The following is a 14,579-nucleotide window of genomic DNA, read 5'->3' as shown; positions in this document are numbered from 1 at the left end:
GGGCCAGCACCCAGGCGAGCATGTGCCGGTCACCGGACTCACGGGCTGCTCGCTCGGCGGTGGCGAACCAGCCGTGCGAGTCGCGCTGGTCGCCCCGGTCGTGCTGGATGATCGCGACCAGGCTGGCGATCCCTGCGGCGGTACGGGCCAGGGTCGCGCGGGCGTCGGCAGGGTGCGGCCGGCCGAGGACCTCGCGCAAGAGGTTCAGATCGTCGCGCATCCGCGCGAGCACGGCGCTGGGCGAGCGTCCGTGGTAGCCGCCCCGATGGCGCTCGAACGCCCCGTTGAGGTAGGCGAGGTCACCGGCGTCGGAGCCGGACAGCCCGACATCGATGCCCTGGCGCGCCTCTGCGATACCGGGCAGGGCGATGCCTCCTGTCGCCAGCCCCGCTGTGCCGAGAAACTTCCTTCGGTTCACCGCCGTACCCTCCTCTCCCTCACCGCCGGCCGCCCGGCGCTCAAGCCTGCGTTGGCGCCGTGAAGCAGCTACCGCCCGGACGATCTCTTCCACGGGGCGCCCGTATCCGTTGGCCAGCAGTTGGTGCCATCTCGGGATGGGGAGACGCCGTTCGGTCTCCCAGCGTTTCAAGTTCTCGGGGTCGAACCACTTGCCGCCTTGGGCTCTCTGTAAGACCTGAGCCTGTTCCTCGCGGGTGAGGTCCGCCGCCTCACGGAGTTCTCTCAGCATGGCGCCGATGCCGTCTGGTGCCATCATGCCCGCCCCCAAAGCGTCTGACCGTCCACTGTCCGATCCTGGCACCCCTGGGCGGCCCCGCGCGGAAAACGCACCCTTTTGTGGCACCAGAAAAGGCGTATCGGGAGCGAGTTGACTGTGCATGGGCAGGCGGGCGATCGGACGACATCGGATTCTTCCCACCGTGCGGTAACCAACTGCTACATGTCTCCGGTCTGTCGTGCCGTCCGGCCTTCGGACGGGCCGGACGGCACGAGAGGCCCTTACGCAGCTTCATCTTCGGAGAGAGGTATCACCATGAACGACTGGATCTGTAGGGAAACCAACGGCGAGGACGAACTGCTGCCCGTAGAACTCGGCGACGCGGCCGAGCTGACCGAAGGCCAGGGCAGCGGTCAGAGCGAGGACAAGCGCCGCGCCTACAACTGCTGACCTCTTGGGTGCCCGGCCCCGGTAATCCGGTGTCGGGCACCGTACTCGACACCAACCTGATGGGGGACTTCATGACCTTCGGCGGTTTCAGCGGCACAGGAGATGGGCGCCTTCGGCCTCAAGGCGCCACGCTCATCGGTGCCGGATCGTTGTCCTGGAGGCTCGGCGACGCTCCGGCTCGTTCCGTCATGGCACGCGGCGGGCACCGGAATGTCCTGCTTCTGGGCTGGTGCGGTGCCACGCCTGCCGAACTGCGCCGCCTGACCGATACCACGCTGCCGGCCGATATCGCCTGGCGGTGGCCCGGTACGTACACGGTCGTCGAAGAGACTCCGGACGCGGTGGTGCTGCACACGGATCCTGCCGCCGCCCTGCCTCTCTACGCGGCGACCTGGCGGGATGGCTGGGCCTGGTCCACTTCCGCCCGCGTGCTCGCCCGTCTCATCTCGGCGCCCGTGGACGCCCGACGGCTGGTCTGTTCCGTTCTTGCACCTTCGGTACCGACGCTGGCGGGCTCGCGCACCTTCTTCGACGGTGTGGAGCAACTGGCACCGGGCAGCCGGATCGAACTGCCCGCCGGTGCAGGCAGTCCGCGGTGCACTGTCCAATGGCGTCCCGATGCTGTTCCCGGCCTGCCGCACCACCGCCTCCGAGAGGCCTTGTCGGCGGCGGTGACCCTGCGGATGGAAGCGGGTCGCGAAGTGTCCTGCGACTTGTCCGGCGGCCTGGACTCCACCACGGTCGCCGTCCTGGCCGCGACGTCCCTGTCGGACAAGCACCGTCTGAACACGGTCACGATCCATCCCGAAGGCGACGAGAGCGGAGCGGATCTCCACTACGCCCGACTGACATCCGCCGCGTATCCGGACCGCATCACGCACCATCTCCTTCCGCTGGCCGTCGAACATCTGCCTTACACGCGGATCACCGCCGTACCGGCCACCGATGAACCCGCGCCCTCGACCCTCACTCGCGCCCGGCTGACCGGCCAGTTCCACTGGATGCGCCGACATCTCGGCAGCCGGACTCACCTGACGGGGGACGGCGGCGACAGCGTTCTGTTCCAACCGCCTGCCCACCTCGCCGATCTCGTCCGTCACCGCAGATGGCGACGAGCGGTGAATGAGGCTCTCGGCTGGGCTCGCTTGCGCCGCTGCCCGGTCACACCCCTCCTGCGCGATGCCGTGGCCATGGCCCGAATGGGCCGTCGAGATGCCCTCGCCGATCTCGCCGTATCACTGGCCGGCTTCGCCGACACCTCGGCCTCTCGGGCCCGGCCCTCCGTAGACCGAGGCAGCGTCCGCTGGTTCACGCTCCTGCCGATGCCCGGCTGGGCCGAGCCCGCAGCCCTGCGGCTTCTGTCCGAAGCCGCAGGCAGGGCGGCCGACACAGAAGACACACTGACCGGCCTGGACGCCTCGGTCCGGATCCTCGTGGACGAGGTACGTGAGGTCGCCCGCACCGCCGTCGCCGACGTTGGGCTCGCCGCCACCTGCGGCATCGACCTGCACAATCCATTTCTCGACCCACGCGTCATGGACACGGTCCTGCGGACCTCGATCGACCACCGCCCACCGGTCCACGGCTACAAACCGCTCCTCGGCCGTGCGATGCGGCACCTGCTGCCGCCTGCGGTCGCCGCCCGTACGACGAAGGGCAGCTTCGATGCCGACCACCACGCAGGACTGCGCGTCAATCTGCCCGAACTCCTCGATCTCGCAGACGGTCACCTCTCCGACCTCGGACTCATCGATCCAGGTCGGTTCCGTCGGCATCTGCGCGAGGCCGCTGCGGGCATTCCGATGCCGCTGGCCATGCTCGAACAGGCGCTGAGCGCCGAAGCGTGGCTGCGTGCGCACCACGAGAGTCCCGGACCGGCCTGGACCGATGCGCCCGTGGGGAGCACACGCGCGAATGGGAGTACATGTGCGTAGTCCGCTGCGAAATCCACCCCGTTTCGCCGTCTTCCCGAGCCATATCCGGGCTGTGGACTTCGGCCATGTTCTGGTCTTCATCGACTACCGAACCGGCCGCGTCCGGTGTCTTCTGCCTGCCGCCGCGGCCCTGTGGCAGGACGCCGCCCGCACCGGGCGCCTGGACGCCATGGCTCCCGGACTGGCCGTAAGGCTTCTCACCGATGGTCTGCTGGTTCCCGCGCCGGTTTCGATGCCGTGGACAGCCCCGGTCACCGCCCGCTCCGCTCCCGCGAGTTGGGGAGGCGCCGAACATCCGGCCGGAATCAGCCGTCCTCCGTCTGTTCCCCGTCGGTCGGGCATCGCCGCGGCTGCCGCCCTGACAACCGTTCTCGCCATCAAGCGGGCCGGACCGGCGACGAGCGCGATGCACCGTGTCACGGCAACGCTGAGGGCAGCCGCGTCAATCTGTCGCCACGCCGCCACCACCGACCAGGTAAACGCTGCGGTCCTCGCAGTCCGGCACGTCGGCTGGTATTCCCCGGGCCGTACCGCCTGTCTGGAGGAGTCCGCCGCCACCGTCCTGTTGCTGGCATCACGGCGGCTCGCCGTCACGTGGTGCCATGGCGTCGCTCCCGACCCCGTGCGTCTGCATGCTTGGGTGCAGACTGTGGACGGCATTCCTGTCGGCGAGCCGCGCTCGACGCTTGCCTGTACGCCTGTTCTCGCCATCGGAGGCCGTCATCAGCGTCAGCCCTGAGCCGATTCTGTGGATCGGTACCGATACCTGCGCACTGGGCCCCTACCGTGCCGATCTGGTCGAGACCTACTGGCGCTGGGAGCAGGACCCGGCCCTTCTCGTCGGTTACGGTCGCCAGGCGCCCGAGTCGCTCGAAGCCCGTACCGAGGGAATGGCCCATCAACTCCGGGGCGAGAACATCCGGTTCACCGTCTACGACCTCACGTCCGGAAACCCGGTCCCGTCGGGTGTTGCCACACTCCTGCCCGATCACTCCGTACGGACCGCCGAGTATGTGATCATGCTGGCCCCCGAGGCCCGGGGACGCGGTCTCGGTACTGAGGCGACCCGGCTCGCCCTTGACTACGCCTTTCACATCACCAATCTCCGGATGGTCTGGCTCAAGGTCCTCGCCCCCAACGCGGCCGGCGTCCGCGCCTATCAGAAGGCCGGGTTCCGCACCGCGGGAACGCTCCGCGAGGCCGGGTACTGGCTGGGGCAGGTGTGCGACGAGATCGTCATGGACGCCCTCGCGACGGACCGCACCGGCCCTTCCGTCATCGTTCCGCTGCTGCCTGAGTAACCCCGCGTGTGCGGGAGCCGTCTCCGTTGGGGGCGTTGGCGTTGGGGCGTTAGTTCTTGCGGATCGCCGCTGCCAGGGGCGGGGAGTGGTAGGCCGTTGAGCGGCCCGAGAGCCAGGATTCCAGGTCGGGTGGCTGCGGGCGGGCGCCGCCCAGGGCGTAGAGGGCTACCAGGAACAGCGCGCCCGTCACGGTGATGGCCAGCGTGATCGTCACGGTGAGGTGGAAGCCCCGGCCGAGACCCGTCGTCAGCGCGGCGTGCAGCAGGACGGGCCCTACCAGGAACGCCGCCTCCGAGCGGAGCAGTTCGACCAGGGCGAAGGTCGGGCCGATCTGTGCCGACGGTACGGAGAAGCCCGCCAGGAACAGCCCCGGAGTGACGCCCGCGCCCGCGCCGAAGCCCAGGAAGAGCGCGGCCACGGGGACGACCGTCGACGCGTTCGCCGTGGACACGGCCAGCAGTACGGCCGCGCCGATGGCCACGCTGACCGTTCCCGACAGCGCCAGATACGGTGTCCAGCGCGTCGCCACCAGCCGCCGGAACAGTACGGCCGCGACGAAGATGCCCACGATCTGCGGCGTGACGAGCGTGCCGACGCGCAGCGGCGAGTAGTGCGCCTCGTCGGTCAGATAGCTCTCGGTCAGCTCCAGCAGAGCGGTGAAGCAGGCCCCGACGAGCATCGCGTTGACGGTCCCGACGACCGGCAGTGTATTGCTGATCGGCCGCACCGGCATCAGCGGATTCGCCTTCCTGTACTGACCGCCCACCAGAGAAAGCCCGCAGATCAGCCCGCACACGACCGGCAGATAGAACGCCGGATCGCCGAACGAGCCCCGCGTCAGCCAGGCGACACCGAAGAACGGCAGCGCCGTCGTGCCGAACGCCAGCGGAATGGCCAGCCAGTCGAACCGCGCCCGGCGCGCCGGCGGCTCATTGCCCTCGAACGCCAGCGCACCGACGGTCAGCCCGATCGCCGCCAGCGTGGCGATCCCCGCGAACAGCGGTCGCCACCCGCCGAGACTGCCGGCCAGCCCGCCCACCAGCGGCCCGAAGGCCACCATCCCGAACAGTCCGAGGCTGACCACGGCCGCCGTCGTCGCAAGTCGCTCGATCGGGTGACCCGTAACCAGCGGCGGCAGCGCCGAGACCAGCAGCATTCCCGTGCACAGCCCCTGAAGAATCACCCCGGTCATGAACAGCCCGATGCCCGGAGCGCTCAGCGCCAGCACAGAACTCACCACGAAGCCGGCCTCGCAGATGAGATAGAGATGACGGCGCGCCACCCGCTGTACGAGATCGGCGGCGGCCACCGCGCCGAACGCGTACGCCGCGTTGGACATCCCGCTGGTGAGCTGCAATTCGAACCGCGTCGCACCGAGATCCCGCATGATCCGCGGTTCCATCAGGGTGGTGGCCGTGGTGAGGATCAGATACGGGCTCAGAGCCAGCAGCGAGAGGGCGACGGCGGCGGGATAGCGCCCGGCCAGCGGGACCCGGGCGAACAGATGCGGTGAGGACGGGCCGGACCGCGACAGACCGGACCGTAATGTGCTGAACCGCAAGGACGCCTCCCCGGCCGAGGTCGTTTGAGGGCCGCGAACCCGGTCGGACCTTGGCAACCGACTGCCCTTGGCAATCGGCTGTCCTGGGCAACCGACTGTCCTGGGCGCCGACCTCTGTGCCGTCCCTCGTGGTACGACGCCGTCCTTCGTGGTGCGACGCCCGAGGTCTGCCGGGCCGCCGCCTCAGCGTACGGTCGTACGCTCCGCCGCCCGGACTGACACGCCCGCCCCGCGGGCCCGTCCCGCCCGGCCCGTACCGCCGCGCCCCGCCCGGCCCGTACCGCCTCGTGCCGTCCCGGCCCCCGGCTACGCGACCGTCGCGTGCAGGGCCACTCCCGTCAGCAGCTCCGACTCGGCCCACAGACGCGCGTTGGCCTCGGTGTCCAGTGCCCTGCGGGTCGTGCGGGCCGTCGTCGTCGGGCCGACCAGTCCGAACCGTCCGCCCGGACCGTAGTAGCCGCCCGCCACCGCGTCGGCGCTGGTCGCGGCGTACAGCAGCGGCTCCGTACCCTGCTCCGCCGCCTGCGACGGCAGGAAGGTGAGGGACGACAGCAGGGACGCGCCGCGCGACGGCTTGTCACGGCCGAGGCTCGCGCCCGCCGTCTGGAGATTGGTCCGCGTGTAGCCCGGGTGCGCGCCGGTGCTCAGCAGCGGCCAGCCGCGCTCGGCGGCGATCACGGCGAGCTGCTGCGTCAGCATCAGATCCGCGAGCTTGGACTGCGCGTAGGAGAGGTTCGGGCTGTAGCGGCGGCGCTCCCACTGGAGGTCGTCGAAGTGGATCCGCCCGTAGTTGGCCGTACCGCTGCTCATGGTCGCCACGCGCGGCGCCGTGGCGGTGAGCAGCAGCGGAAGGAGCCGGACGGTGAGAGCGAACGGGCCGAGATAGTTGGTGCCGAACTGGAGCTCGAAGCCGTCGGCCGTGGTCATCCGGGTGGGCGGCGCCATCACTCCCGCGTTGTTGACCAGCAGGTCGAGCGGTACGCCATCGGAGATCAGCCCGTCCGCGAACTCCTTCACCGACGCCAGGTCCGCCAGATCGATCCGGCGCACTTCGAGCTGGGCGTGCGGGTGCTCGGCCAGGATCTCGGCGCGGGCCTGCTCGCCCTTGGCGACGGTACGTACGGCCATGACGACGCGCGCCCCGGCGCCGCCGAGACGGCGTGCGGCTTCCTTGCCGGTACCGCTGTTGGCGCCGGTGACGACGGCGAGCTTTCCGGTCTGGTCGGGGACGACGTACATGGTGACTCCCAGGGTGAGGGGCGGATCAGGGCAGGTCAGGGGTTGGCCAGGGCGGATCCGGGCAGGGCAGGGCCGGTCGCAGTTCCCAGTAGACCGTCGGTCTGTTGTCAGCGAAGCTATCAGACCGTCGGTCCGATAGCAACAGACCGAGGGTCTGTAGTGGTCTGTAGTCTGGTGCCATGACCATGCCCTTCCAGCGCGCCCGCAGCGACGAGCAGCGCGCCGCGCGCAGACAGGCGATCCTCGACACGGCCACCGCGATGCTGACCGAGATGCCCGTGGCACAGGTGAGCCTCAACGAGCTGAGCCGACGCGTCTGCCTCGCCAAATCCAATGTGCTGCGCTACTTCGAGTCCCGCGAGGCGGTGCTGCTCGAACTGCTCGACGTCGCGTTGCGCGAATGGCTGGACCACCTGGACGACGCCCTCGCCGCCGCGGTCGACGCCGACGCGCCGCTCTCCCGGCGCGCCGACCAGCTCGCCGCCGCGCTCGCGATCTCCCTGGCGGACCGTCCCGTCCTCTGCGACCTGGTCAGCGCGCAGGCCGCGGTGCTCGAACGCAATGTCTCGCCACGGGTCGCCGCGGAGTACAAGCGCGCCGCGCTCGCCAACATCGGCGTCCTGGCCCAACTCCTCCGCGCCCGTCTGCCGGAGCTGAACGAGCCCGACGCGGCACGGTTCGGCGCCGCGGTCATGCTGACGACCGGCGCGGTCTGGACCCATACCCAGCCCTCGGCGGCGATGCTGGCGGCGTACGAGGCCGATCCCTCGCTCGCGGCCATGCGGATCGACTTCACGGGCGCGGCGCGCGAGATGTTCGAGGTGCTGCTCGCGGGCCTGCTGGTACGAGCCTCACGCTGATGCGCCGGCGCAGGGCGGCGGCGGCCCGGCGTCCGTACCGTACGTACGGTCTGCACCGCCCATGCCGCCCGTACTGCCCGTGGAGCCCGCGCCCACCGCGAACTCCGCGAACACCGTCTTCCCGACCGTACGAGACTCCGTCCCCCACCGGTCCGCGAGCTGCGCGACGATCAGCAGCCCTCGCCCGAAGCACTCGTCCTCGTCGGCGGCGCGCGGGCTGGGCAGTCGCTCCCCGCGCGGATCGCTGACCTCGACGCGCAGGCTGCTGGGACGGAGTGCGATCCGTACCTGGAAGAGCTGGTTCCGCGCGCAGGCGTGCAGCAGGGCGTTGGTGGCGAGCTCGCTGACGGTGAGGCCCACGGACCAGGCGAGTTCGGCCCGTCCCCACTCGGTGACGAGCCGCGCGGCGCGATGTCGCGCGAGGCTCACGCTGCCCGCGGTGGGCGTGTAGTTGAGGCAGTCCTCCCGGAGGACGACGGGCTCGGGCTTCGGTGTGGCGGCCTCTTGGGCTGCGGACATGGACGCGGCACCTCCGTGCGCGGTCGGGATCTGCCCGTACGGGTTGCGCCTGACGGTGGCGATGCCGCGAGTGCCCTCCGGGTGCAGGGCAGCACGGTGCACTTCCGCCAAGTGGCGCCGCTGTGCGAGCGGTTGAGTGCCGAACGTAATGGTGGATGCCATCCCGGATCAAGCGGTCTGGGGAATATCTTCCCCGTTAGGGTGATGGTGGCCGGTCGGGCTACGGACGGCTGCAACACTGATGGCGAGTCAGCAGGAGGGTGAGATGACGGCATCCGGAGAGCGCGCCAACGGCAACAGGGCTTCCACCGTGCTCGGCCGCAGGCTGGGCGGTGAACTCTTGGCTCTGCGCGTAGCGGCCGGCAAGACGCAACAGCAGGCTGCGGATGCGCTGAGCGCGACCGCGACGAAGGTCGTCAAGATGGAGCGTGGCTGGGTCCCTATGCGGGATCCGGACATCAAGGCGTTGTGTCAGTTCTACGCGGTGGACGACGCGAAGGTCGTCGGCAGGATGCTGGAGTTGGCGAAGACGGACCGGGACCGTCGCAAGGTGAAGGGATGGTGGAACGACACCCCGGCGCCTGCCACCCAAGTCGAGTACATCGCGATGGAGGACGGTGCGCTCCGGGTCAGACAGTGGCAGATGGCCTTGATCCCGGGCCTCCTCCAGACGCCTGAATACATCCGCGCGATGTGCGTGGCGGACATGTCCTGGGACGATATCGACCGGATCGAGGACGTCGTTACGGCGCGTGCCAAGCGTCAGGAGCGGTTGTACGGTGAAGTACCGCTTCGGATCCATGCGGTGATCTGGGAGGCCGCACTACGGCAACTGATGGGTGGGCCAGGGGTGATGAGCGGACAGCTCGCGCACTTGTGTCACCTGGCGGAGCTTCCCAACGTCCAAATCCAGGTGTTGCCCTTCCGGGTCGGCGCGCACCCCTGTGTCGGTGGGCCATTCAACATTCTCTCCTTCGCGGAGGACGAGGCTGTCGACGTAGTGCACATGGACAACCCTCGGTCCACCATCTGGATCGAACACGCACAGGAGAGTGCGGTTTACGCGACGCTCTTCGATCGTGCGGCCAGGGCGAGTTTGTCGCCCTACGACTCCCTCCGGTTCATCGATAGCATCAGCAAGGGATTGAACGAGTAATGTCGTTCCAGTTCAAGAAGTCCAGCTACAGCGCAGGGGGAGCCGACTGCGTCGAGGTCGCCCGCAACATACCCGGCACCGTCGCCGTACGGGACTCCAAACACCCCACCGGCCCGCTCCTGCGCCTCAGCCCCGCCGCCTGGAACGCCTTCCGCGCCGGGCTGGCGCGCGTGTAGGTCTGGGGCTCAAGCCCGCGGACCGTACCGCGCCGCCGACGCGGCCATGCTCAGCGCCCAGCAGCGTCGCCCGAAGGTCCAGTGCTCTCCGTCACCGCTGATCCAGGAGGAAGAATGACCAGTAACTCCGTTGACCACGGAACGGCAACGCCGATTCCGTGGGGCATGAGCCGCATGGCTCCGCTGCGGAATGGGGAACCGTCCCCGTGGCGATACGCCGGGATCGATCCGCAGACACAGACAGGCCGTTGGGTGGGAAGTGACGGCTTACCGACTCCTGCTGAGCTCGGAAAGCACGGCACTTCTGTCAACACCTACCCGCCCACTCAGGTCGGCAAAGACGGCAAGGTGGACGCCGACAGCGGCCACGACGCCCAACAGGACGAAGGACAGCAGTAGCAGATGGACAGCCGTCCGGTGCTGGTTGCTACCGAGTATGAGGACCCGACCGCCGATCTGGTCATTGCGGAGTTGAACCGGCGCCGGGTGCCCGTTCTGCGTTTCGACCCTGGGCGCGACTTCCCTGTCCCCGCTGTGCTTTCGGCCCGTATAGGGCCGAGCGGTTGGGGTGGACGCCTTACGGTTGGCGAACGCTCGGCGGATCTGGCCAACGTGCGCGCCTTGTATCACCGTCGTCCGAGCGGTTACACGCCGAATGGCGACCACCAGGCAGCGCGGTTCGCCGCGCAGGAGAATCGGCGCGGACTCGGCGGAGTGCTGGCCGCCCTTCCCGGTTGCCTCTATCTGAGCCATCCCCAGGCCATTGCCCGCGCGGAGTACAAGCCCGCGCAACTTGCGGCAGCGAGCCGCGAAGGGCTCAGCATTCCCCCAACGCTGATCACGAGCGACCCGGCGGAAGCGAAGTCGTTTGTGACAGAACAGCCCGCCATCTACAAGCCGTTGCATGCCGGCGCGTACGACGTTGACGGTGAGCCTGCCGGTATCTGGGCTGCCCCGGTCAATCCTGGCGAGATAGATGACCGCGTAGGCCGCTGCGCCCACTTGTTCCAGGCCCGGATTCCAAAGACTTCCGACATACGCGTGATTGTCGTTGGTGAGCGTGTTTTCTGTGCGCGGATTACCGCACCGCCCGGTGTGGTGGACTGGCGCGCTGAATACCGGAACCTGAGCTATGAGCCGATCCCCTGCCCGGATGACGTGCGGCGGGCCATGCTTCGGCTTCTGGCCGGCTTCGGACTCAACTTCGGCGCGTTCGACTTCGCGGTAACCGCGGATGGCGCGTGGTGGTTTCTGGAATGCAACCCGAATGGGCAGTGGGCATGGCTCGAAGACGCGGCGGGACTGCCCCTCACAGCGGCAGTCGCTGATCTGCTGGAGAACGGAGAGGGCGCAAGTGACTGACGATATTTCCTCGAAAGGACTACGCGCAGATCTTGCCCGGTGCCTTTCCGTGACCGGTGCGCTGCGAAGCCCGGAATGGGAAGCCGCCGTTATGGCCGTGCCTCGTGAGGCGTTTCTGGCTGACGGATGGTTCGAGTACGAAGACGGGGGCTGGTACCGTCCCGCATTCCTCGCCGACGGGCCCGAGCGGCTCAGGCGTGTGTACGAGAATGACACCCTGGTTACCCAAGTGGCGGAGTCAGTTGTACCGCGCCAGATCGAAGGGCGTATTTCCCACCGGCCTTCTTCTTCGTCGACCCTGCCAGGGCTTGTGGTGCGCATGCTCGAAGAACTTCACGTATCCAAGGGGACGCAAGTACTCGAAATCGGCACTGGGACGGGCTACTCGACCGCGCTCCTCTCTCATGTGGCCGGTGAGGACAACGTGACCTCCGTAGAGGTGGACGCGGATGTTTCCGCCCGTGCCGGGATGGCTCTCGGCGGACTGGGCTATTGGCCCGACCTGGTTGTCGGCGACGGGCTGGCGGGATACGCGAACAATGGCCCGTACGACCGCGTGATCGCCACGTGCGGAGTTCACACCGTTCCGTCGGACTGGATCGCTCAGACTCGCACCGGAGGTGAAATCCTTGTGACCGTGTGCGGATGGATGAACGCATCCGAACTTGTGCGCCTGACCGTGGCTGAAGACGGAACGGCAAGCGGACCCGTCCTGGGCGGGCAGGTTTCGTTTATGCTCGCGCGGCCCCACATTCCCCCGGCGCTTGGAATGCTGCCGGATCTCGACTCGGAGGAAGCCGCGCCCACGAATATCGGCGGTGATGTACTGGACGACTGGACAGCGCGTTTCGTCGCACAGTTCGCGACACCACGCGCCCAGCGCTTCACACTGCCGCGCAACGGCCGGGACGAACACGTCGTCATCGACGTGGAAGCCGGTGCGTGGGCAGCCGTATTCGAGGACAGCGGGCAATGGATGGTCCGCCAGGGCGGCTCCGCCCGACTGTGGGACGCCATCACGGATCAGATCATCCGATGGAGGGAGGCCGGCGAGCCGCCCGCTGAGCGGCTGACGCTGTATGTCGGACCGGACGGACAGCGCATCATCTGGGCGTAGCCGCGGCCCTGCCAGGTCCCCCGGATCGGCAACTCGCCGACGCGGCCCTCCGAGTACGAGGTGACCTGGCAGGGAACGCGCGCGCTAGTTGGTGAAGATGAAGTACTTCCAGGCGCCGTGCGTCGTGGAGTTGACGGTGTCGCCGGAGCTGCTGTTGATGTACGAGGAGCGCACCCGGGCGCGGACGCCGGATTCGCCGGCGTGGCCCAGGTTGACGGCTGACTTTCCGTTGGTGCCGAGTTTGAAGTACTCGGTGCCGCCGGCGTACCACTTGCCCTGGTAGTACAGCTGGAGTTCGAGCCGCTGCTTGCGGTCCTTGTAGTAGCTCATGGTCGTCGTGAAGATGACGTCGGTGTTCTTGCGGAAGTAGTGGTACGTCGTGGAGCCGATCTTGCCGGTCTTGTAGTGCTTGGACAGCGCCGTCGAGACCCTGACCTTGGCGTACGCCGTGGACTTGACCGACCTCGGGGCATAGCGGGCATCGCCCTTGAACACGGCGGTGACCGTGGCGTCCCGGGTCATGTCCAGGGTGACCGACAGATTGCCCTTGGAGTTGACCGTGCCGGTCTTCACCAGCTTGTTCGGCTTGTCGGAGCCGAAGGGATCGGCCCAGATCTCGACCGTGCGGTTCTTGTACGTCATGCCGAGGTGCGCCGTGAACGCGACGTCCTTGCCGTAGTCGTACACCTTGCCGTTGTTGTTCAGCGTCAGCGCGGGTGTGGCGCGGGAGACGGTGACGGAGTCCGAGGCGGTCGCCGGCGTGTGCGTGGCGTCACCGGCGTACGTCACCTTGTATGTGACCTTGCCGCCCGCAGGCGGAGTGTCCGTGAAGGTGAACTTGCCGCCCGTACCGAGGGACTTGGTGCCGAGCGACTTGCCCTTCGGCGACTCGATGTCGGTACGGGTGACGGCCAGCGGCGTTCCGGCGGGCAGCGCGAGGGCGGAGGTGAGCGAGCCCTTGACGGTGAGCGGCTTGGCACGCGTGGCGGTGGCCGGCGCGTCGGCCTTGAGCGTACCGACGTACTTCCGGGGCTCGTCGACGGCGTGGAACTTGGTGAACTCCTCGGACCCGCTCAGCACGAACAGCTTCCCGCCGTCGGCCGACCAGTTCATCGAGTGCCCGGACCAGGGCATCCAGTTACCCGACAGATTGCGGACGCTGGCGGGCCGGTCGGCGCCGCGGCTGAAGACATATGTGTCGCCGAGGTCTTCGGTGTCGAGGAGGGTCGCCGCGACCGTGCCGTCCGGCGCGACGCTGACCGTCACCGGTTCGTCGGGGACGGGGTAGGCGCGCACCTGCTCCAGATCGGAGAGCCGGTACTCGGTGAGCGCCCGGTTCCCGGGTCCGGCCACGACGACCGACTGGCCGTCCGGCGTGAGGGCGGCGTCCTCGTAGAAGCCGCCCTTCTCGGCGGAGACACGGATGACCGGAGTGCCGGAGGAGATGTCGTAGACGACGATCGGGGCGGAGCTGATGTGCCCGTCGAGGGCGAGCAGCGTGCCCGGGTTGTCGGCGTCGGCGTAGAGCATGGGCGGGCCGGCCCAGTCGTGGCCGGCCGCTAGGTCGAGCGTCACCGTGGGCGTCTCGGCGGTCAGATCGACCGCGCCGAGCCCGGAGTCCCACTGGTCGCCGTATCCGAACCACAGCTTGCCGTCGGCGTAGGCGAGCCGGGAAGGGATGGTCCCGTCGCCGGTCGGGTACTCGGCGGTCGGTGTGAGCGTCGCGGTATCGAAGGCGACGATCTTGTCGGCACCGTAGAGCGCGGCGTACAGCGTGCCCGAGTCCGGGCTCAGTTCGAGGTCCCGGACCTGAGGCAGACCGGTGAGCGTGGTGACGACCTTGCCGGTGTAGTCGGTGACGACGATCTTGTTCTGGGATCGGTCGCTGAAGTACAGCCGCTGGTGGACGCCGTCGACAACTGTGTCGTCCGCCTCCGCGACCGCGACGGGCCTGGTGGTGTCGGCGGACGCCGGTGCGGCGGTGAGAACCGCCGAGCTGAACAGGACCGCCAGTGCGGTGGCGGCCGGCAGAGTGCGCATACGCATGATGAGTTGTACCCCCCCCAATTGAGACCGGCCCGTGAGCATGCGCATGAGCGTGAGCATGCACGGGCGCGCTGATTGCAAGCAAGCAAGCAAGCGGGCAAGCAACCTGCGTCACTGTTCTGACGCTAGGTCATACCTCTGACAACGCGGCGGGCCGCGCCGGAGCGGTGGGCTCCGGCGCG

The 14,579-nt window shown here is 68.4% G+C and carries 15 protein-coding genes; 10 read left to right on the top strand and 5 right to left on the bottom strand.

Translation table 11 applies throughout. From position 1 onward, the window contains the following. The coding region (locus GA0115259_RS09455; protein ID WP_237539880.1) for a twin-arginine translocation signal domain-containing protein at positions 1–715 on the bottom strand (715 nt) is incomplete at its 3' end. Positions 716–991: 276 nt separating this feature from the next. Between GA0115259_RS09455 and GA0115259_RS38920 the strand changes: the two genes are divergently transcribed. The 4 genes from GA0115259_RS38920 to GA0115259_RS09440 are packed head-to-tail and all read left to right on the top strand — an operon-like array spanning position 992 to position 4,361. Next, entirely contained in the window at positions 992–1,126 is a 135-nt protein-coding gene (locus tag GA0115259_RS38920) for an albusnodin family lasso peptide (protein ID WP_107469151.1), read from the top strand. 29 nt (positions 1,127–1,155) lie between these two features. Continuing rightward, positions 1,156–3,060: an albusnodin/ikarugamycin family macrolactam cyclase gene (locus GA0115259_RS09450; protein WP_256097957.1), complete on the top strand. Its 1,905-nt coding sequence runs from the start codon at positions 1,156–1,158 to the stop codon at positions 3,058–3,060. After that, on the top strand, positions 3,014–3,799 hold the full coding sequence (locus GA0115259_RS42735) for a lasso peptide biosynthesis B2 protein (protein WP_345940999.1): 786 nt from the start codon (positions 3,014–3,016) through the stop codon (positions 3,797–3,799). Before GA0115259_RS09450 ends, GA0115259_RS42735 begins: the two co-directional genes overlap by 47 nt. 34 nt (positions 3,800–3,833) lie before the next feature. Continuing rightward, positions 3,834–4,361 carry a GNAT family N-acetyltransferase gene (locus GA0115259_RS09440; protein ID WP_370747562.1) on the top strand — a complete coding sequence of 176 codons (528 nt, stop codon included), beginning with the start codon at positions 3,834–3,836 and terminating at the stop codon, positions 4,359–4,361. Positions 4,362–4,410: 49 nt separating this feature from the next. Here the strand turns inward: GA0115259_RS09440 and GA0115259_RS09435 are convergent, their stop codons facing one another. Together GA0115259_RS09435 and GA0115259_RS09430 are read right to left on the bottom strand one after the other, a co-directional pair. Further along, the gene (locus GA0115259_RS09435) at positions 4,411–5,922 is read right to left on the bottom strand and encodes an MFS transporter (RefSeq protein ID WP_237539879.1); all 1,512 of its coding nucleotides are present in this window, start codon (positions 5,920–5,922) and stop codon (positions 4,411–4,413) included. A 306-nt stretch (positions 5,923–6,228) separates the two neighbouring features. Then, positions 6,229–7,161 (bottom strand): SDR family oxidoreductase, encoded by a 933-nt coding sequence (locus GA0115259_RS09430; RefSeq protein WP_093593679.1) that lies wholly within the window; start codon positions 7,159–7,161, stop codon positions 6,229–6,231. A gap of 185 nt (positions 7,162–7,346) precedes the next feature. On the opposite strand from GA0115259_RS09430, the gene GA0115259_RS09425 reads away from it, so the two are divergent. Beyond that, the gene (locus GA0115259_RS09425) at positions 7,347–8,021 is read left to right on the top strand and encodes a TetR/AcrR family transcriptional regulator (protein WP_370747561.1); all 675 of its coding nucleotides are present in this window, start codon (positions 7,347–7,349) and stop codon (positions 8,019–8,021) included. On the opposite strand, the gene GA0115259_RS09420 is transcribed toward GA0115259_RS09425, so the two are convergent. Beyond that, positions 8,013–8,540, bottom strand: a complete 528-nt coding sequence (locus GA0115259_RS09420) for an ATP-binding protein (protein WP_093593673.1) — start codon at positions 8,538–8,540, stop codon at positions 8,013–8,015. The two genes, GA0115259_RS09425 and GA0115259_RS09420, sit on opposite strands and share 9 nt — an antisense overlap. A gap of 265 nt (positions 8,541–8,805) precedes the next feature. On the opposite strand from GA0115259_RS09420, the gene GA0115259_RS09415 reads away from it, so the two are divergent. The 5 genes from GA0115259_RS09415 (at position 8,806) to tgmC (ending at position 12,351) form a co-directional block, all read left to right on the top strand. Further along, positions 8,806–9,696 carry a helix-turn-helix domain-containing protein gene (locus GA0115259_RS09415; RefSeq protein WP_093593688.1) on the top strand — a complete coding sequence of 297 codons (891 nt, stop codon included), beginning with the start codon at positions 8,806–8,808 and terminating at the stop codon, positions 9,694–9,696. After that, a complete protein-coding gene (locus GA0115259_RS09410; RefSeq protein WP_093593670.1) occupies positions 9,696–9,872 on the top strand; it encodes a DUF397 domain-containing protein in 177 nt (58 codons plus the stop codon). The genes GA0115259_RS09415 and GA0115259_RS09410 overlap by 1 nt, the downstream gene beginning before the upstream one ends. A gap of 114 nt (positions 9,873–9,986) precedes the next feature. Beyond that, complete coding sequence (tgmA, locus tag GA0115259_RS09405) at positions 9,987–10,271, top strand: putative ATP-grasp-modified RiPP (RefSeq protein WP_176732489.1); 285 nt, start codon at positions 9,987–9,989, stop codon at positions 10,269–10,271. 3 nt (positions 10,272–10,274) lie between these two features. Continuing rightward, entirely contained in the window at positions 10,275–11,234 is a 960-nt protein-coding gene (gene tgmB / locus GA0115259_RS09400; RefSeq protein ID WP_093593664.1) for an ATP-grasp ribosomal peptide maturase, read from the top strand. Further along, positions 11,227–12,351 carry an ATP-grasp peptide maturase system methyltransferase gene (tgmC, locus tag GA0115259_RS09395; protein ID WP_256097956.1) on the top strand — a complete coding sequence of 375 codons (1,125 nt, stop codon included), beginning with the start codon at positions 11,227–11,229 and terminating at the stop codon, positions 12,349–12,351. The genes tgmB and tgmC overlap by 8 nt, the downstream gene beginning before the upstream one ends. Positions 12,352–12,435: 84 nt before the next feature. On the opposite strand, the gene GA0115259_RS09390 is transcribed toward tgmC, so the two are convergent. Continuing rightward, positions 12,436–14,397, bottom strand: a complete 1,962-nt coding sequence (locus GA0115259_RS09390) for a YncE family protein (RefSeq protein ID WP_093593659.1) — start codon at positions 14,395–14,397, stop codon at positions 12,436–12,438. Positions 14,398–14,579 lie beyond the last annotated feature (182 nt).

The organism is Streptomyces sp. MnatMP-M17, assembly GCF_900091995.1.
Lineage (GTDB): Bacteria > Actinomycetota > Actinomycetes > Streptomycetales > Streptomycetaceae > Streptomyces.
This window is presented reverse-complemented; position numbering and strand designations above follow the sequence as displayed.